Source organism: Bradyrhizobium sp. SRS-191 (assembly GCF_024586915.1).
Classification (GTDB): domain Bacteria; phylum Pseudomonadota; class Alphaproteobacteria; order Rhizobiales; family Xanthobacteraceae; genus Bradyrhizobium.
This window is the reverse complement of record NZ_JANBVS010000026.1, coordinates 28,388-45,904: the sequence shown is the minus strand read 5'-3', so window position 1 is coordinate 45,904 and position 17,517 is coordinate 28,388. Positions and strand designations below refer to the sequence as shown.

The 17,517-nt window shown below is 63.1% G+C and carries 16 protein-coding genes; 8 read left to right on the top strand and 8 right to left on the bottom strand.

Translation table 11 applies throughout. From position 1 onward, the window contains the following. Positions 1 to 50: 50 nt before the first annotated feature. The 3 genes from NLR35_RS31155 to NLR35_RS31145 form a co-directional block, all read right to left on the bottom strand. Positions 51 to 401, bottom strand: a complete 351-nt coding sequence (locus NLR35_RS31155; RefSeq protein WP_257170373.1) for a hypothetical protein — start codon at positions 399 to 401, stop codon at positions 51 to 53. A gap of 165 nt (positions 402 to 566) precedes the next feature. Continuing rightward, the gene (locus NLR35_RS31150) at positions 567 to 1,169 is read right to left on the bottom strand and encodes a CAP domain-containing protein (protein WP_257170372.1); all 603 of its coding nucleotides are present in this window, start codon (positions 1,167 to 1,169) and stop codon (positions 567 to 569) included. Between the two features lies 1 nt (position 1,170). Beyond that, a complete protein-coding gene (locus tag NLR35_RS31145) occupies positions 1,171 to 1,491 on the bottom strand; it encodes a YqfO family protein (protein WP_257170371.1) in 321 nt (106 codons plus the stop codon). 166 nt (positions 1,492 to 1,657) lie between these two features. On the opposite strand from NLR35_RS31145, the gene NLR35_RS31140 reads away from it, so the two are divergent. The 6 genes from NLR35_RS31140 (at position 1,658) to NLR35_RS31115 (ending at position 7,193) form a co-directional block, all read left to right on the top strand. Further along, positions 1,658 to 2,953 (top strand): multidrug effflux MFS transporter, encoded by a 1,296-nt coding sequence (locus tag NLR35_RS31140; RefSeq protein ID WP_257170370.1) that lies wholly within the window; start codon positions 1,658 to 1,660, stop codon positions 2,951 to 2,953. A gap of 996 nt (positions 2,954 to 3,949) precedes the next feature. Continuing rightward, positions 3,950 to 4,438 (top strand): hypothetical protein, encoded by a 489-nt coding sequence (locus NLR35_RS31135; protein ID WP_257170369.1) that lies wholly within the window; start codon positions 3,950 to 3,952, stop codon positions 4,436 to 4,438. 258 nt (positions 4,439 to 4,696) lie between these two features. Beyond that, the gene (locus tag NLR35_RS31130; protein ID WP_257170368.1) at positions 4,697 to 4,906 is read left to right on the top strand and encodes a DUF2892 domain-containing protein; all 210 of its coding nucleotides are present in this window, start codon (positions 4,697 to 4,699) and stop codon (positions 4,904 to 4,906) included. Beyond that, the gene (locus NLR35_RS31125; RefSeq protein WP_257170367.1) at positions 4,903 to 5,427 is read left to right on the top strand and encodes an RNA polymerase sigma factor; all 525 of its coding nucleotides are present in this window, start codon (positions 4,903 to 4,905) and stop codon (positions 5,425 to 5,427) included. Before NLR35_RS31130 ends, NLR35_RS31125 begins: the two co-directional genes overlap by 4 nt. A gap of 580 nt (positions 5,428 to 6,007) precedes the next feature. Next, the gene (locus NLR35_RS31120; RefSeq protein ID WP_257170366.1) at positions 6,008 to 6,868 is read left to right on the top strand and encodes a hypothetical protein; all 861 of its coding nucleotides are present in this window, start codon (positions 6,008 to 6,010) and stop codon (positions 6,866 to 6,868) included. A 16-nt stretch (positions 6,869 to 6,884) separates the two neighbouring features. Next, positions 6,885 to 7,193 (top strand): hypothetical protein, encoded by a 309-nt coding sequence (locus NLR35_RS31115; RefSeq protein WP_257170365.1) that lies wholly within the window; start codon positions 6,885 to 6,887, stop codon positions 7,191 to 7,193. 200 nt (positions 7,194 to 7,393) lie between these two features. Here NLR35_RS31115 and NLR35_RS31110 read toward each other — a convergent pair whose 3' ends face one another. From NLR35_RS31110 to NLR35_RS31090, 5 genes are all read right to left on the bottom strand, one after another. Further along, entirely contained in the window at positions 7,394 to 8,728 is a 1,335-nt protein-coding gene (locus tag NLR35_RS31110) for a hypothetical protein (RefSeq protein WP_257170364.1), read from the bottom strand. 271 nt (positions 8,729 to 8,999) lie between these two features. Further along, positions 9,000 to 10,250, bottom strand: coding sequence for a serine hydrolase (locus tag NLR35_RS31105; protein WP_257170363.1), 1,251 nt, complete (start codon positions 10,248 to 10,250; stop codon positions 9,000 to 9,002). A 194-nt stretch (positions 10,251 to 10,444) separates the two neighbouring features. Next, positions 10,445 to 10,870 carry a DUF3995 domain-containing protein gene (locus tag NLR35_RS31100; protein WP_257170362.1) on the bottom strand — a complete coding sequence of 142 codons (426 nt, stop codon included), beginning with the start codon at positions 10,868 to 10,870 and terminating at the stop codon, positions 10,445 to 10,447. Next, positions 10,867 to 11,214, bottom strand: a complete 348-nt coding sequence (locus tag NLR35_RS31095) for a DUF962 domain-containing protein (protein WP_257170361.1) — start codon at positions 11,212 to 11,214, stop codon at positions 10,867 to 10,869. Before NLR35_RS31095 ends, NLR35_RS31100 begins: the two co-directional genes overlap by 4 nt. Before the next feature lie 107 nt (positions 11,215 to 11,321). Continuing rightward, positions 11,322 to 13,118 carry a ShlB/FhaC/HecB family hemolysin secretion/activation protein gene (locus tag NLR35_RS31090; protein WP_257170360.1) on the bottom strand — a complete coding sequence of 599 codons (1,797 nt, stop codon included), beginning with the start codon at positions 13,116 to 13,118 and terminating at the stop codon, positions 11,322 to 11,324. A 127-nt stretch (positions 13,119 to 13,245) separates the two neighbouring features. Here NLR35_RS31090 and NLR35_RS31085 point away from each other — a divergent pair, with 127 nt between their 5' ends. Next, complete coding sequence (locus NLR35_RS31085; RefSeq protein WP_257170359.1) at positions 13,246 to 14,514, top strand: FecR family protein; 1,269 nt, start codon at positions 13,246 to 13,248, stop codon at positions 14,512 to 14,514. 149 nt (positions 14,515 to 14,663) lie between these two features. Continuing rightward, positions 14,664 to 17,423: an EAL domain-containing protein gene (locus NLR35_RS31080; protein WP_257170358.1), complete on the top strand. Its 2,760-nt coding sequence runs from the start codon at positions 14,664 to 14,666 to the stop codon at positions 17,421 to 17,423. The last annotated feature ends 94 nt before the right edge of the window (positions 17,424 to 17,517 follow it).

Genomic DNA, 17,517 nt, shown 5'->3' with positions numbered 1-17,517 from the left:
GCGCAGGACGAGGATGCGGGCGACGCCGCCCGCATCCCATCCCGCAGCGATCAGCTGAGCTTGGTGATGAGCTTGACGACGTAGGTGTAGGGCCCGTTCGGGCTCTTCTCGGCGATCCAGGCGCAGTGCCAGTCGGAGCCGTAGCGCAGGCCGGTGTCCCAGCCGGAGCCGCCACCGTGCTCGTTGTCCCACGACCAGGCCTTGCGCTCCTTCTGCGGATCGGCGGGGAAGCCGCTGTTATAGACGGCGATCTGCCCCTGCTGGGCGCGGAATGGAGCACCCGTGCTCCACTTCAGCCACAGATTGCCCTGCTCCTCATAGGAAGTGAGCGTCCACGGATAGGACGCCGACGCGGTCTGCGGATTGGTGCTGACGGCGGAATCCTTATCGATGACTGACATGACTATCTCCATTGGAAATGAGTTGAAAAAATTGACGAGAACGGCTGCCACAACGGCAACCTGAAATTGCATACACAACCAATCTCGCGCGATCAACGGCGCGGCTGCGCACAAGAGCGTGATGGTTGCAAACAGGGCGGGCGTTGCGACTCAGGGCCGCGCGCCTCAGATGCAGAGCCCGATCACCTTGATGGCGAGATGGCAGTCCTTGGCGGCCGGCGGCTTGGCGCCCCAGCGCGTCGTCTGCGGCTTCGCTTCGGCTTTCGCCTGCGCCACGGCCGGCTTGCCCTTGGTCTTCGGACTGCCCTTCGGCTTGTCGGTGTCGTAGTCGCCCGCGATCACCATCGCCCAATAAGTGCGCTTGCCGCTCGCGTTCCTGGCGCTGGCGATGCCGACCTTGGTGGCCTTCGGCAGCAGCAGATTCTTGCGATGGCCGGCCGAGTTGATCCACTGCCCGAGCGTCTTGTCGAAATTGTCGTAGCCATAGGCGATGTTCTCGGCGGCGCGGCCGGCCTTCGACGGCGCGACGCGGCGCGTGAACGGGCCGAGCACCTCGTGGCTGAGATCGTCCTTCTCGGCCATCGCCCGCGCCTGCTCCATGGCGATCCGGTCGAGCACGGCGTCGCGCGTGACGCGGCCCTCGCCATGCTGGAGGCGGAACGCCGAGATCTTGTCGGCCGGCGCCGCGTCCTGCGCCATGGCGGCCGGAGAGGAGAGCGCGATGATGGCGGCCGCGAGCCCTGCGCGAACGGATCCAAATGCCCGCATGCTAATCCACCATTTCGATCGGATAGACGTCGATCGCCGGCTCCTCATAAGGATGCGCGGCCCGGATCGCTTTCAGCACGGGTTTCAGCCGGTCCTCCGCGCACACGGTCTCGATGCGATCCTCCGCGACCGTCTCCAATCGGCCGACGGCGCCGATGGCCGGATGGGGGCCGGCGAGCGGCCGGAAGCGGCCGGTGCCCGTCATGGTAAACGAGCAGTAATCGTAGTTGCCGATCCGCCCGGCCCCGGCCTCGCCCATGGCATTGCGCACGGCCTCAGCGTCGGCGGTGGGGACATAGACGACGATCTTGTAGGTCTTCATGCGCGCCGAACCCCGCGAGAGGATCACACGCGCGTTACCATCGCCGCCGGACCGGCGCAATTTTCACCGGCTCACACCCGGTCACAATCGCGCCAGCGCGGCCGCAAAAGGCCGATGACCAGCCATTCCGAAACACGCCTTGTGCGCCGCAGCAAGTCCGGTACAGATGAGCATCACCCCCGCTGCCCCAGATATACGACGGAAGGCCTGCGCCTTGGCTGATACCAGTGCCGACACCATCGAGATCGTCCGCCACCGGCCGATGGCCTTCACCGAGTTCGTGATCGTCATCGCCGCGATCATGGCGCTGAATCCGCTGGCCATGGACATGATGCTGCCGGCGCTGCCGGAGATCGGCTCGGCCTTCCACATCGGCTCCGCCAACCGGGTGCAGATGGTGCTGTCGGCCTTCATCATCGGATTCGGCTTCGGCCAGTTCGCCATCGGTCCGCTGTCCGACAGTTTCGGCCGCCGCCCGGTGCTGCTCGGCGGCATGGTGCTGTACGTCATCGCCAGTCTGCTCGCGATCGCCGCGCCGTCGTTCGAGACGCTGCTGCTGGCGCGCGCCCTGGAAGGCCTCGGCACCGCCGCGACTCGCGTGATCGCGACCTCGATCGTGCGCGACTGCTATGCGGGCCGCCGCATGGCCAGCGTCGTCTCGCTCGCCATGATGGTGTTCATCGCCATTCCCGTGATCGCGCCCGCCTTCGGCCAGGCCGTGATGCTGCTGACGCAATGGCGCGGCATCTTCGTGGTGCTGACCGTCTACGGCATCGTCGCGCTGCTGTGGACCGTCTTCCGCCTGCCCGAGACGCTGCCGGACAATGAGCGCAAGCCGTTCTCCGTCGCCGCCATCAGCGGCGCCTTCCGCGCCACGCTGACCAATCGCCAGACGCTGGGCTACGCGCTGGCCGCGAGCGGCATCTTCGGCGCCGTGCTCGGCTACGTGCTGTCGTCGCAGCAGCTGTTCACCGGCTTCTACGGGCTCGGTCGCTACTTCCCTCTCGCCTTCGCAGCGATCGCGGTGACCATCGCGGTCGCCGGCTTTCTGAATGCCCGCCTCGTCGGCCGGCTCGGCATGCGCATGATCTCGCATGGCGCCTTGGTCGGCGCCGTCCTCATTGCGCTGGTCTGCTTCAGCACCGCGATGCTGGGCATGCTGCCGCTGTGGCTGTTCATGATCCTGTCGGCCGGGATGATGTTCTCGTTCGGCCTGATGTTCGCGAACTTCACTGCGCTGGCGATGGAGCCGCAGCGCGCCAATGCCGGCACTGCCTCCTCGCTGTACGGCTCGATCACCACGCTGCTCGGCATGGCCGCCGGAGCCCTGGTCGGCCAGGCCTTCGACGGCACGCCGCTGCCCTTCGCCACCGGCTTCCTCGCCTGCACCGCGACAGCGCTGGTCATCGTGCTGATCACGGAGAAGGGCCGGCTGTTCCACGGCTCGGGCAAGCCGGTCTAGGTCCGATCCAGAAGACCGACCCGAGCGCCGGGCGCGGTCTCGTTTATCTCAAGCGGCGAAGAGGCCGGTGCGCGGCGCCGTGCGAGGGTCTCGCCGCATCTGCTGTCAACCGCAGGACGACTAGCGAACACGATGCCGGGCACCGTGGATGTCCGCATTCGGGCTTCAACCGGAAGCAGGTCACCGCACTGCCGGAAGGCAGCTTTTGACCCGAAGCCGACATCGGAACTGACTGGCGCGATGTCTAAGCAAAGGGGGCACCTTTTGACCGCTCGTGAAGTGAGCGCGGTCGTGTCTGGCCTGGGCTCAACTGTCCCAGCGGCTTGCCCACAAAACCATTAGTCCCGATATCAGTGCTACGCTTGCGAGAATGGCCAAAAGGATCAAACCAACCTTCCAGTATTCTGCGAAAATGAAAACGCAAAACCACACGGAAGGATCGCAGGCAGCCCAAAGAGCCGCTCCGGACCACGACGTCTTGCTTTCGCGAGGCACCTTCATTACCTGCTGCGCTTGCGGTGGACTTTCACCAGTCAAATATGCCAGTGAACAACGAACTCGACGAGAGTAGGATGCCACACTAAGCTTCAGTCGCGATTTACCGACGCATAGCTCACACGTCTTTGTCTACGTGGGTCACGCAGTCACCGCCAAAGGTTCGCAAATCGAGCGCGCGCTCACTGGGGCTTGATCTGTGTTCGCGCCAGGTTCGATGTTTGCGTTAAAGCGGGCCGTTGAACGGTCACATCGCAATGTGGCTTAGTGGCCCATCTCTGACCTCTCGGCCGGCGTCGGCAACGCTCGCTAGTTGGGTGCAACCGGGCGTTGGCGAGCGCGGAAGGTCGGGACCGCTTTTGACCCATTGCAGACGTCGCAATGAATTGGCACCATTGTGCAATGATGAAGACATCGCTTGCCGACCTGCGAAGATGGGCCGTCCTGTGGGCCGTTTACTCGACTGCTTGCACAGGCGCGGTTGCCGCCACAGCTCCTTGCATGCCAGAGGCTCTGCGGGCCATCACATTCGAACAAGTCCCGACCGATATTGATGCCCCGGTCATCGTCGAAGCGACAATCCAGGACGAGACGGTCCTAAGCAACGACGGAGTCAGCCAGATGGTCGTTATGAGGGCGCGGATCGATCGCGTGATCAAGGGCGATATCGATGTTAGGACCTTGAAGATTGTTGTCGACGCCAAAAGATGCACCCGCACCGGCGTTGGCCACGGCATCGTCCTCGGCCGGCTGCAAGACGATCCTGTGCACGGTACGAAGTTGGAAGCGGTTCAAGACGCAAAGGTGCTCGCATGGTCCAAGGATTTTGCGCAGAAGCAAATGGACCTTCTGAACAGCGCAGTTTGCGTGAAGAATGAGTACGGCTTTAGGGAGTGCCGCCTAACCTGGCCCATTCCGTACCTTGCCGCCCGCGCTGGGTATGTCCGCTCATGGGGCATGACCGGAAGTCAGCAATCAAAGGGCCGATAGGCCGCTTCTGGCCCATACCGGACCTCTGATCGCCCCCCGGCGAGGTCCGCTCCCGAGGCTCAACCGGAAGCAAGCCATCGGCTACCAGAAGGCAGCTATAGACAGCAGACCTTTTCACGCCGCCCGCCGCCCGCCGACCGCCAGCTTTTGTCCCAGCCTGACTCAGATTTTTTTCCGGAGCCGCGAACCGTTTCTCGGCTTTCAAGCCTCTATGTCTCCGGAGCGTCAGAAACGACGCGACTAAGGCAGGAGGTGACGATGCTTTACAGGAAGAATGTGGCTGGATGGGAAAGTTGGGTCCGGCTGTTAGCCGGGGCAATGATGATCGCTTGTGGGCTGCTCGGACTTAAAGGTATGCCCGTCGGATACCTGATCGTCGGTGTCGGAGTCATGACTGCGCTGACGGGCGTTTTCGGATACTGCCCGGCTTGCGCAGTCGCGGGCCGAAAGCTGCGCGCCGAACCATGAGCACTCGTCTCTTATCGCCGAGCACGATGGAAGCGGCAATCGGCGGGGACGCTGACGCCATCCTGACCCTGCTCAAACTGTCGCAGCCCGACATACGCCGGTACGCGCGGAGAACCTGCCGCACGACAAGCGATGTGGAAGACGCGGTTCAGGAAACGTTATGGATCGTGTACCGCCGCATCGGCCGTCTCCAACGAGCCGGAGCCTTTTCGATCTGGCTTTTTCAGATCGTTCATCGAACCTGCTTGAGATTGGCAAAGCAGCATATTGGCATTCCCGATGACGTCTCTTCCCTGGAAAACGACCTGCAGCTTGCGAACAGGCCAGAATCGGAACTTCGCATCGATATAGCTGCCGCGATCCAATCGCTGCCGAGCCACTACCGGCAGGTGCTCATCTTGCGGGATGTGGACGAAATGACGATTGGCGAAATCGCGCAATCGCTGGAGCTGACCCGGGAAACCGTGAAGGCCCGACTGCATCGCGGCCGGGCGCTCGTGCGTGAATATATGACGCGCTGAGGATTAAAAATGTTCGCCAGCAGTTCACTCACCGAGCACCTTGTCCGAGGTCTTGTCGGAATTGCATCTCTCTCAACGGCGGTGTGGGTCGGGACAGGTGCAGGTTGGCCTGCAGTCCTAGGCTCCGTCGCTCTGGGGCTCGTATCCTTGATCGCCTTTCGAGGATGCCCGGTCTGCTGGTCGATGGGCCTGCTTTCGATGGCGCGGAGGTCGCTGACCTCCCTGTAATCGGGTTCACTTCTGATTTTGAGGTCCGCGACTTCCCAAAGAGCGGACGGTCTTCTTCAAGCTGGCCATGATCGCTGAGGCAGCGCCACCCCGGCGATCTGCATGAGGCCAAGCTGGTCGACGCGATCTCTGCGCAAATTCGGCAAACGGCTATCCACGCCTGAAACGCCCCCATCCAATTGGCAGCAATCTTGACACAACTAAAGATTGCGACGATGTTGCATTCTGGTCACAGACTCTACGGCTGGCCACAGATAACGTCGAGCTAATTAGAAACGCATCTATAAACTGATCTTGTTTCCCGGCTTGAGCCACCTCTTTGTTCGATCAATCGCCAATCGGAGTTTTTTCGATGAGGCCTTTGCGTTTGTTCGTCGTGTCGCTCTGCGTCCTGGTGACGGGCTGCGGCACTTTCATCCCCAGTCAGCGGGACTGGCCCAATGACGGGACTGGCGATGTCGCCAATATGAATACGGTTCTCGTTCGCAGCATCGTTTGCGAGCTGAGCTACGCCGTCACGACCGTGATCGAAACAGATGTCGCGCAGTCCAAGCTTCGACCGAATCGCAGACAATACGCTGACTTCTTGTATGGTTGGGGCGTCGAGGTTGCGGCGGACCTGACAGTTACCGCAAACACGGGTCTCGCCTCATCGGGGCTCTGGGCGCCGGTATCTCCGGCATCCGCGGTCTTCACGCTCGGCGGCGGCATCGGCGGCGGCTTTACCGCGACCAACGCGAACAAGTTCAACATTTTTTACACGGTTGCCGATCTGTACAAGCCAGCCGCCTTCAAGCTCGGTTCGACTGAGCGACCATGCCGATACCCGGAAGGCGGAAAAGAGGGCTCGCTTCTCGTCGACATCGACCTCCGGGTTGTGGAATTGCTGTGGTCGCGTAGTCAAATCGTCCAGCTTCGTTTGGCGGACTCGCCAGGAACTGTCCCCGTAGCGGGAGCAAAAAACGTTCTCACGCAGACCGTGTCGATCAAAGAGAGCGTTTCCGGGGACATCACGCCAGCGTGGAAATTCACCACCGGTTCGGTCAATCAATCCAGCAAGCTGTTCAATACGGGTCGCGACCGCACCCATCAGCTCGTCATTACCTTTGGACCGCTAGGACCCGGCCAGAAGTCCTTGAACCCACTCGCCGAGCAGTTTCATCTGAACGAACAGCTGAAAGCTGGTTTGCGTGACAATCTGATAGGCCGATAAGCAAGAGGAGGAAGCCTTGGCACCGTCAAAGAAAGCTCGATCCAAGCCCACTCGTCTTAAGCCCAAGAAGCTCAAAGAACTGCTTGAGAACCTGGACATTGCCTCTCTCCACGATGACGACCTCGCCGACATCATGTTGCGTTGCGCGTCGACGCTGAACTTCAGAAAGACCCTGACTGGCAGTGCCAAAACCGCTGCAGTCTATTGCTACACGCAGGCTCCTGGAGAGAGCTGGGTGACCGTTTGGCAGGACGGCCATCCCGTCGAGTATCGGGTGCCGTTGGCGGTTGCCCAACAGCGCCACATTCCCGTCTGTGGCGGATGAACGTCCTGCGTCGAAGCAAGCGATTTCGAGTGCGCGGCCGAGTCACATGTCTTCCGAGATCATGATGCGTTTCGGCGAAACGCATCATGACCCGACTCCTTGTTTGAGCATGCCCTTTCGGAACGCCGGTTTCCACTTTTCCGGATCATGCTCCAATGGCCCGGCAGCGCACGGAAACGCGGGATCACAAGGACTGACGGCTAGCCGAATAAGCCGCCATAGCGAATCTCGCCGGGAATTTCGCCGTCGGCATCGAAACTGCCGTCCTTGAAACCATAGGGCCCCAGGCCGAGTGTCACAGAGGGAAGGTCGGGCACGCTGACCTTTCCGCCGTAGAGCGGAATGGTATCGGCTTCAACCACCTCTCCGTCCCCGTTGAAGATTTCATAGCTGGCGACAACACCACCCCCGTAGGAGAGCTCGCTCTTTCCTGTCGAAACCTTGGCGTGCGACATGCCGCCAGCCGCAACGGGCTTGACCCACAGGATGTAGGCGCCTTTGTCCAGCCAAGCTCTCAAATTCTCCGCGGAAAGTATCCGTGACAATCTGCTGCTTGCCGATTTGTCGTCGACCTTGGTCAATCCCTCCTTGAAGGCGTCGAATGCCTCCAGGGTTTTCGTGATGCGGGCAATCAATTGAGTGCGGGTAACGGCTGGATCTATTCTGCCGTCATCAGCAGCGCCGGCTTGATCCGAAGCACTCTTGTCGTGTTCAAGACGTCGTTGCGCCCGCGCTAATGTCTGCTGCAGAATTGCCGAGGCCTCGAGTTGGGCTTTCAAGTCATTCGAGTCTGTCGAGGGCGTCGTCTTGGCAGTCCCGCGGGTGAGTGTTTCGAGGGCTTCAGCGACCTCTCTTCGCTTTTCATCCAGACGTAGAAGGCTGTTTAATACGCCCGACCCCGTCGCCAGGCTGGGTACAGTCGCCGAATGAAAAACCTTGAACTTTCCTTCGGACAGCAGCTTGAGTTGGCCCGCGACCGTGACGGCAAAGACCTGATCTTCAATGTCGATTTTGAAGCTCTTGATATCCTGATCCGTTCGAAACAGTGAGAACAATTGAAGTCCGGTATTCAGCAGACCGCTGAAGAGCGCGGTCGCCGCCGCGATTTCTCCGACTAAGGTTTTTAGATGCGGCTCCTCTTGCTTCGGCAGAAGATCTTTCGCTTTGAGGAGTGCATCGAATAGCGCCGCGAAGTCGTCTCTTATGGCTAGAAAGGCGCGCAATTCCCCGAGAGACGCGAATTCTGTCGCGTTATGAAGGAGGACCGCTTCTTGCGGCGCCAATTTGTTTATCCTCACCACGCGCTTGGCGATATGATGAGCAAGATTGCGCGCAGCCCTGTATGTGATGATGATGCTCTCTATGGGAGCATTGTCGTTGACTGTGATCGTACCCTTGTGTCCGGCACTATCCGGAATTTCGACACTGAAGGTTTTCGCGTTTATTTCGGCCTTGTCAGGTTGTTTTTCTGGATCATGCGCGGCGCCAGTGCTTGGTGCCCGATCACTGCCCTTCGCTGGTGCTGCTTCGGTCATTTTCGCCTCTTGAATGCGGCGTCGCAATGAACTGCAGCTTAAGGTAGCAGAACGATTGAGATTTGTCATCGGCACAAATCAGCCCGGAGCCCTCCAGCCGTTTGCCATAACTCACCATGGCGTGACGTTGCGCTTTTTGCATGCGGCGTGGTCGAACGGTACAGGCGGCCCTCGTCGGACCAGATCCCCTTATGATCAATGCCGGCCCCGGCCGGCAGATGTCCGCTTTCGAAATTCACAACCGAACGAAAGCCGGCGGACGCCCGAAGGATTACTGAGGCAGCGCCACCCCGGCGATCTGCATGACACCAAGCTGGTCGAACAGTTCGATCCGATCACCGTTCAGCACTGGAAAGTAGCAGCGACGTCTGGCATCCGAGACCAGGAGACAGAGCTTGTCGTTCGCGACCGTCCATGTCCCGGCTTCGGGTCCAAGGGACGCGTCCCAGTGCGGATAGGTCATCCGGCCGTCGGGCTCGAAGCGCATCGTGAACGGACCATTCCTGAGCTTGGCACCGAAGCTGATCGTCATGCCCTTGAAAGTTGCGGCCAGGGTCTCACCTGCCGGGCGTTCGCCTGTCGCTGCGCGGAGCGAGGCGTCGGGCCCGGGATCGTAGCCGCCAGCCTTGAGGATCAGCCAGAACAGTCTGCCCATGCTCCGCATGGATGGCTCGGTATAGGGCGTGTCGCGGTCGACGCGATGCACCACGATCAGGTCGAGTGCGGGCACGACCAGGGCGAATTGACCGCCTGCACCTTGGGCCAAAAAGCTGCCCTCGGGCAAAGTCACCGTCGGCGCCATGGCGCCGCCCATAAAGCCGATCCACCACAGATAGCCATAGCCAAACCCGAACGTCGCCGTCGAATAGCTGCGCGTGCTCTCTTCCACCCACTCCTGCGGCACGATCTGCCGTCCGGCCCAATCTCCCTTGTGAAGATAGAGAAGCGCAAAGCGCGCCAAATCCCGTGCGCTCATGCGGATCGCATAAGCGGGGTGGATCGATGCTTCGCCGCTGATGTAGCTGCCATCCCGTGGCCGGTAGTCCTGCATGCCGATCGGCTTTGCGAGTTTCTGGTCGAGCGCCTCGAAGATGCCGGTGCCGGTTGCGTGCTCGTAGATCGTGCCGAGCGCGTTGAAGTCCCAATTGTTGTAGTACCAGAAGGTGCCGGGCGGGTGGCTCCCGCGCGGCGGTCTCATCTTGGCCATGTCCGGGGTTTCATACAGCGCCGCGTGGTAGACTCCGGAACGCGCTTCGAGGAGTTCGCGCACCGTCGCGCCCTTCTCGATCTCGCTCAGGCCAGGCGGATGATCATCGATGCCGAGCTCGCCGAGCGTGCTGTCGAGCTTGACCCGGTGATCCGACACCGCGATGCCGATCAGGGCGCTGAGCAGGCTCTTGCGGATGGACGCGAGCTCCATCGGCTTCGTCGTATCGCCCCACTCGGCCACCACCTTTCCGTGCTCAACGATCACGACCGCGCTCGAGCGGAGCTGATCCGAAAACGAGCGCGCCTCGGCCAATCCGGCCTCCGACCAGCCCGACTCCGCCGGGCTGACGCGCTGCCACTCCGCTGCTGGGAAGCCGTCTTCGGCAGTGGCTGGCCCGAGCCGAAGGAGGGCGCCGAGCAGCATGACGGTGAAAATAATCATTCTCATAGCGGCGTCTCTCGTTGTCCCAAGCCGGCATCGAAAGCGACGGCGATTCCGACTGGCCTTCAGCCTTCCCAAGCCAGAACGAGAAAGCCGACCCCAGCGGCGATGCAGCCAGGGCTGTAGAAGCGAGTGTCATTGCGGGCGAAGTTCGTCGTGCGGACCGCCTTGAATAGTCCGATGTAGGGGTGCCAACTCAATCCACGCCCTAAGAATATTACCCCGAACAAAGCCATGACCGATCGAAGCAGGCTACGTGGTAGCTGCACATTGACGCGCATGACATAGACGACCAGCGCAACGAGTACGACAGAAAGGGCGGCTGCCACCGCCAGCGTAGCGGTAGCCGTTGGCTCAAATAGCGGGGTCTCGTCCTCACGCTGCGGCACAGCGACATTCCAACCGTACTGGCCCCCAATCCCCCAGTAAAAATGAAATGCAATTGCGACCGCAAGAAACGCCCCCACGAGCAATGCGATCAGCTGCGTCACGGGTGCTCCGCCGCAAAATGCGCAGGCGTCAACCGAACGATTTGGGTATTTAGTCGTCCTGTGAGCTCAAGCGCAAGCATTCGAAAAAAACTTACGACACTCCAAATTGGTCTTGTCGCATAGGGCTTGTTACTGTTGCCCTCAACGAACTCATGACTGAAATAAGCAATCATGTAGCTCAACGGGCAAACGACAAGCGCCAGCCACCAAGCAATGTAAAATGACAACAAGAGGCCAAGCAGCTGCCCGAAAAACAGCCCGTAATAATGGAAAACTCGAGTGAGTTGACGGGCATGGCCAGCAAGATAGCCGAGCCAATATTCATCAAAAGTGAGCGTGTTCATAACGGCGGCCTCACGTTCTGCGATAGCTTGCCAGATATTGCTTCCGTGTACAAATCAAAGGCCGTCTATGGAAGAAACGGATCCTTGCTGCCGCCGCCGCCCCTCTCTCAGATGCACGGCCCCTGCCCGCGTTGCGGGCACAGCTTGAGCACGCTCGACAGCGACAGCAGGAAGCGCGCGCTGCGCTGCGTGTTGTCGGGGGCGCGGTAGCCGAGCGGGACGGCGACGCCGAGATCCGCTCGCCAGTCGTTCGGGAAGGTGAAACGGACGCCGCCGCCGGCCGAGGTCAGCGCCACGCCGTCCGAGGGGCGGAAGCCATAGTTCCAGGCCAGCCCGGCATCGAAGAAGCCGTAGAGCTGATAGCTCTTCAGGTAGGTCCAGTCCGGCTTCTGCTCGAAGCGGACCTCGAACGTGCCGGCGACGGCATTGTCGCCGCTGAGCTCGGCGCTGCCATAGCCGCGGCCATAGGACAGGCCGCCGAGATAGAATTGCTGCGAATTGTACAGTGGCCCCGATGCGAGCTGGCCGGCGGCGGCGATCTTCAGCGACCAAGCATCCGACAACGTCTGGTAGCGCGTGAACCAGCCGTTGACGACGGAGAAGCTCGGCGATGCGTCGGGGCGCGAGGCCAGGATATCGCCGGCCGGTGTCGCCCCGAAGCCGTTGAGCCCCTGCCGGTAGGCCAGGGTCAGATAGCTGTCGCCGCCGAGCTCATCCTTCCAGCGATAATCGCCGGTGAAGGTCAGCGTCCGGATGCGGTCGCGATACCAGATGCCGAACACGTCGCGCTCGGTGACATCGCTGAAGGCCGCGGCGACCGTCAGGTTCAACGAGGCGGACTGCGACTGGATCGGCGCGAAGCCGCCGCGAAGCTCGACCGTCTCGGTGACGGTGTTGTCGTTGAAGCGCCGCCTGATGTCGCCCGGCCGCACCTCGCTATACAGCGCCGACGCGCCGACATGGACACCATCGGTGCCGACCGGCACGTCGTAGGACAGGCGTCCGAACACCAGCTGGCGCGGATCGCCGGGGGTGGTCGACAGATTGGCGGTGAGCGTGTCGCCCGGCAACAGATAGGAGTTGAACGCCGCCGTGGCGTAGCTTTGCCAGGGACCGACGGTCGACGAGCCCAGATTGTCCAGCCCCGTAAAGCCGTAGACGTGCCAGGTCTTGAGCTCGAGCACGAGGCGGAAGCGGCCGGTGGCTCCGCCGATCTCCTCCAGCGCGGAATCGACCAGGCGCACGCCGCCGCGGCTGTTGATCAGCAGCAGCTGACGCTCGAGCGTCGCAAGCCGCGACGGCTGCTCGGCGAGCACCGGGCCGAGCATCGGCCGGATGCCGAACTCCTCCGCGCCCTCGCCCTTCAGCGTCACCTCGGTGATGCTGCCTTCGATGACCTGGATCCGCACCCGGCCGTTGCTGATGTCCTGCGGCGGAATGATCGCCCGGCTGAGATGGAACCCGGCGGCGCGGTACTGATCGCTGATCGCTGATGCGATCGCGGCGAGGTCGGCCTGCGAGACCGGCTTGCCGATATACGGCTGATAGGTCGCGGCGAGCTGCTCGGCTGGGAGTGCCGAGGTTCCCGTCAGGATGACGCCGCGCATGGTGAACAAAGGCTTATGATCGCCCCCACCCTGCGTGCTGAACTGAGGCGCGCGCGGGCGCGACGGCGCCGGCTGCGGCGAACGCGACTGCTCGTCGAAATACTTCTCGGTCTGACGCGGATCGAAGCCCGGCTGGCTGACCTGCTGCGCATGGACGCCGCTCGTGACCAGGGCCGCCGCCAGGGAGACACCGGCCGCAGCGATGACGCGGTGACGCAGGCGCACGCCATGCGGCGCGATCGCCTCGGCGCGCCGCTCCGCAGACCTCCCAACGCTTCCGACACAACGGCGACCCATGGTTCGTTCTTAATTTGTTAAGGTCAATGAAGCGTAAACGCGTGAAGGAAACACCGCTGCAACTCCTAAGGGTCTCTTGAAACATTTGGATTAGTTTCAAAGGCTGCCAACGACGCGAGTTCGTGCCATGTCATCCAAGCGCCTCCTGAGATCGGGACTGATCGCCGCGTGCCTCTTCGGCGCGACGCCGGTTGCTTTCGCCGCGGACGGTGAGCCGTGGCTGGTGAGCAAATCATCCGGTGAGGTCTGGGTCGCCACGCAGGGGGCGGCGCAGGTTTCGCTCGGCCGCGAGGACGCCCTCAAGCCGGGCGACACCATCCGCACCGGTCCGAACGGACGCGTGCGCCTGACGCGCGGCGCCGAGACGATGATGATCGCGCCGAACTCGGAGGTCGGCCTCCCCGCCGCCGCCAAGGACGGCATGGCGACCACGATCCTGCAGCGCGCCGGCTCGATCCTGCTCGATGTCGAGAAGCGCAACGTGCAGCATTTCGAGGTCGAGACGCCTTATCTCGCCGCCGTCGTGAAGGGCACGCAGTTCAGCGTCACGATCTCGGGCCGCACCGCCAAGGTCGAGGTCAGCCGCGGCCAGGTGCAGGTCTCCGACTTCAAGAGTGGACAGATCGCCCAGGTGCTGCCCGGCCAGGCAGCGACCGCATTCGCCAACGGCCGGTCGGGCCTCAACCTCTCCGGCAGCGGCACCTTCATGCCGATCGAGCAGGGCCGTCCGCGCACCCCGACGCTCGACCGGGTTCCGGTGCCGCGCGATGGCCTGCATGCGCCGCGCGAGGCCAAGGGCAGCGTGATCCACGCGCTCAACGGCAATGCCGGCTCGATGCGGTCCGTCGCCTTGGCACCGCAACGCTCCGCGACGACGTCCGTCGCGGCGCGGCCGAACGTGGTCCGGATCTCCAGTTCGATCGGCGAGGTCAATCTCAACATCAACAAGGCGACGCGCGGCCTCGCGCATGGCGCAAACGCCGCGGCCAACGGCGCAGGACGAAGCACCGCCTGGACCGACGCGAGAGGCAATAGCGGCAACGCGGCAGGCAACTCGCCGACCACGGGCGGCACCGCGGGAGATTCCTCGTTTGCCGCCGCCTTGACCGCGGCGGTCGGCTCGCCAAGCGGCTCCGCCAGCGCCAACGCGACGAACAGTGGGAACGGCAACAGCGCTGGCGACAGTGGCGGCAACGGCGGCGGACGAGGAAACGGAAGCAGCCACGGCAGCAACGATAGCGGGAACGGCAACAGCGGCAATGGCAACGGTCGTGGAAATAGCGACAACAGCAACGGTCGCGGGAACAGTGGGAACGGCAGCAGCGGCCACGGCAACAACGGCAATGGCAATAGCGGTAACGGCAATGCCTACGCTTACGGTCACAACAAGAACTGAAGCGATGCGTCCGCTGCCGGGGATGCCATCGTCGTGATGCAAGCAGAACTCCCAGGACGAATGCACGCCCTGGAGGTGGGGAGACAACAATGAATCCGGGATCGCGGACACGGGACGACAAGCCCGTCCGCGAACAGGCGGGAGGGGGCATGTTCAGGCGGTTCATGCCGCATATTCTGGTCGTCGTTGCGCTGCTCACGGTGGGCCTGTCCGGCTGCAACGAGCTGCTCGGCAACGCGCTCGTCGATCTGCGCTTTCGGCTGAACAAGCATCCTGCGAGCGGCGAGATCGCGGTCGTGACGATCGACCCCGGCTCGATCGAGGCCCTCGGCATCTGGCCGTGGCCACGCACCACCCATGCCCGCCTCCTCGACCAGCTGCAGCGCGCCGGCGTTCGCGATGTCGCCTTCGATGTCGACTTCAGCTCGCCCTCGGACGCGGCGGGCGACCGGGCCTTCCAGGACGCGCTACAGAATGCCAAGGGCGCGGTCGTCCTGCCCGCCTTCAGGCAGCTCAACGGGACGCAGCAGGGAACGGCCATTCACGTCAACCGGCCGCTGCCGCAATTCGAGCAGCTGGCGTGGTCCGCACTCGTAAACGTGGAGGTCGCCCGTGACGGCCGCGTCAGGAGCTACGCCTTCGGCGAATATTGCGAATACGGCCATGACAGGACGTTCGTGCAGTCCTTCGGAGCCTTCCTCGCCGGCAGCAGCGCGGTCAAGGACAGCTCATTCCTGATCGACTACGGCATCGATCCGTCGTCGCTGCCGAAAGTCTCGTATGTCGACGTCCTCCGCGGCAACCCGGACGCGCTGGCCGCGATCAAGAACAAGCGCGTGATCGTCGGCGCGACCGCGATCGAGCTCGGCGACTACTACAGCGTGCCGAACGGGCGCGTCCTGCCCGGCGTCGTGCTGCAGGCGCTGGCGGCGGAATCGATCCTGCAGCATCGCACCTTGCTCAAGACCACGACGGTTGCGACCGTCGCCGCCCTGCTGCTGATCGTGGTGGTCATGCTGGCCAGCTGGCGGCGGCTTTCCGCGGCGAGGCGCGGCCTGCTGATCGTGCTGATCGGCGTCGGCATCGAGACGATCGCGCTGGTGCTGCACGACCGCTACGCGCTGGTGCTCGACACGTCGTTGCTGCAGATCGCGCTGGTCGCCTATCTCACCGCCACCGCGCTCGACGAGATCGACTTCCGCGGCCTGCTGCGGCATGTCGCCGAAAGCCGCTTCGAGCGGATCGCGATGTCGATCGGCGACGGCCTGGTGTGCACCGACCAGCACCAGCGGATCACGGTGTGGAATCCCGGTGCGGTCGCAATCTTCGGCTACGGCGCCGACGAGATCATCGGCCAGCCCTTCGCGCGCCTGCGCGCGGATTGCGCGGCCGACGACCTCTTCCCGCGGGAAGAGGCGGCGCTGCCGGCCACCCTGCTGCCCGGCGGAGCCAGCGTCGAGTTCGACGGCCGCCGCAAGGACGGCGAGGTGTTTCCGGTCGAGGCGAGCTTCTCGGCCTGGCACGGCGCCGACGGCCTGCAATATGGCGTGATCCTGCGCGATATCTCGCTGCGCAAGCGCGAGGCCGAACGTATTCGTTATCTCGCCGAGCATGACACGCTGACCGCGCTGATCAACCGCAACACGCTGCAGACCGAGCTCGCGGCCATGATCGAGACGGCGGATGGCGCCGCCGATCGGGTCGTACTGCTGGTGATCGGCCTCGATGCCTTCCAGCACATCAACGACATGCTCGGCCACAGCTTCGGCGACAGCGTGTTGCGCGCGGCGGCCGAGCGGCTCCGCGCCGAGATCGGCAGGATGGGCCGCGTCGCCCGTCTCAGCGGCGACGAATTCGCCGTCGCCATTCCCTGCTCCGCGATCGGCGGCACCGTGGCCGAGCTCGCCGAACATCTCGGGCGGCTGTTCGATGCGCCGCTGGAAGCCGCGGGCCGCCAGCAACGCGTCAAGGTCAGCCTCGGCGTTGCGGTTCATCCCGAGGGCGGGCACACGGCGGACGAGCTGCTCAGCAACGCCCATCTCGCTTTGTGCCGCGCCAAGACCGACGGACGCAGCAGCCACGTGATTTTCGAGAGCGCGATCCGCCAGCAGCTCGAGCAGCGGCTGACGCTCGAGGCCGAGCTTGCGCTTGCGGTGGAGCGGCACGAATTCGAGCTGTTCTACCAGCCCCAGGTCGATCTGCTGAGCGGGCGCGTGATCGGCGCCGAGGCCTTGATCCGCTGGCGGCATCCGACGCGCGGACTCGTGCCGCCAGGCGATTTCATTCCGGTCGTCAACACCTCGCCGCTGTCGGAGGCTGTTGCGACCTGGGTGATGGCGACGGCGTGCCGGCAGGCGCGGGAGTGGCAGCTGGCCGGCCAGGAGGTCCGCGTCGGCGTCAATCTCTCGCCGTCACAATTCCAGTCGGGCGACCTCGCGGCCTTCGTCAGCAAGCTGCTCACCGTGACCGGGCTGTCGCCCGGCCTGCTCGAGCTCGAAGTCACCGAGGACATCCTGCTGCATGACGAGCCCGGCGTGCTGCAGACCTTCAACCGCCTGCAGGCGCTCGGCGTGAGCCTGGTGTTCGATGATTTCGGCACCGGCTATGCGAGCCTCAGCTATCTCAAGAAGTTTCCGCTCGACGGCCTCAAGATCGATCGTTCCTTCGTCCGCGACGTGCTGACGCAGACCGACGACGCCGCGATCGTCGGCTCGACGGTGAGCCTCAGCAAGCAGCTCGGCCTCTCCGTGATCGCCGAGGGCATCGAGAACCAGGCCACCGCCGAGTTCCTGCTCCGGCTCGGCTGCGAGCAGGGCCAGGGCTATCATTTCGGCAAGCCAATGCCGGCAGCGGAATTCGAGCAGCGCTTCCTGCAGATGGAAGAGACACGGCAAGCCGGCGCGGCGTGAGGTGAGACGGCCAGTCGGCGCGTCCGGACTGGCCGTCAATTCTCCCTCTTGTTCGATGATGAGAGCAAGCGAGCACCCAGCTCAATGCTCCGTC

Bases quoted from the DNA above. Each gene is read 5' to 3' on its own strand.
- NLR35_RS31155 (WP_257170373.1), bottom strand. From the start codon at position 401: ATGTCAGTCATCGATAAGGATTCCGCCGTCAGCACCAATCCGCAGACC.
- NLR35_RS31110 (WP_257170364.1), bottom strand. From the start codon at position 8,728: ATGACCGAAGCAGCACCAGCGAAGGGCAGTGATCGGGCACCAAGCACT.
- NLR35_RS31145 (WP_257170371.1), bottom strand. From the start codon at position 1,491: ATGAAGACCTACAAGATCGTCGTCTATGTCCCCACCGCCGACGCTGAG.
- NLR35_RS31080 (WP_257170358.1), top strand. From the start codon at position 14,664: ATGTTCAGGCGGTTCATGCCGCATATTCTGGTCGTCGTTGCGCTGCTC.
- NLR35_RS31085 (WP_257170359.1), top strand. From the start codon at position 13,246: ATGTCATCCAAGCGCCTCCTGAGATCGGGACTGATCGCCGCGTGCCTC.
- NLR35_RS31120 (WP_257170366.1), top strand. From the start codon at position 6,008: ATGAGGCCTTTGCGTTTGTTCGTCGTGTCGCTCTGCGTCCTGGTGACG.
- NLR35_RS31130 (WP_257170368.1), top strand. From the start codon at position 4,697: ATGCTTTACAGGAAGAATGTGGCTGGATGGGAAAGTTGGGTCCGGCTG.
- NLR35_RS31125 (WP_257170367.1), top strand. From the start codon at position 4,903: ATGAGCACTCGTCTCTTATCGCCGAGCACGATGGAAGCGGCAATCGGC.
- NLR35_RS31135 (WP_257170369.1), top strand. From the start codon at position 3,950: ATGCCAGAGGCTCTGCGGGCCATCACATTCGAACAAGTCCCGACCGAT.
- NLR35_RS31095 (WP_257170361.1), bottom strand. From the start codon at position 11,214: ATGAACACGCTCACTTTTGATGAATATTGGCTCGGCTATCTTGCTGGC.
- NLR35_RS31090 (WP_257170360.1), bottom strand. From the start codon at position 13,118: ATGGGTCGCCGTTGTGTCGGAAGCGTTGGGAGGTCTGCGGAGCGGCGC.
- NLR35_RS31140 (WP_257170370.1), top strand. From the start codon at position 1,658: ATGAGCATCACCCCCGCTGCCCCAGATATACGACGGAAGGCCTGCGCC.
- NLR35_RS31150 (WP_257170372.1), bottom strand. From the start codon at position 1,169: ATGCGGGCATTTGGATCCGTTCGCGCAGGGCTCGCGGCCGCCATCATC.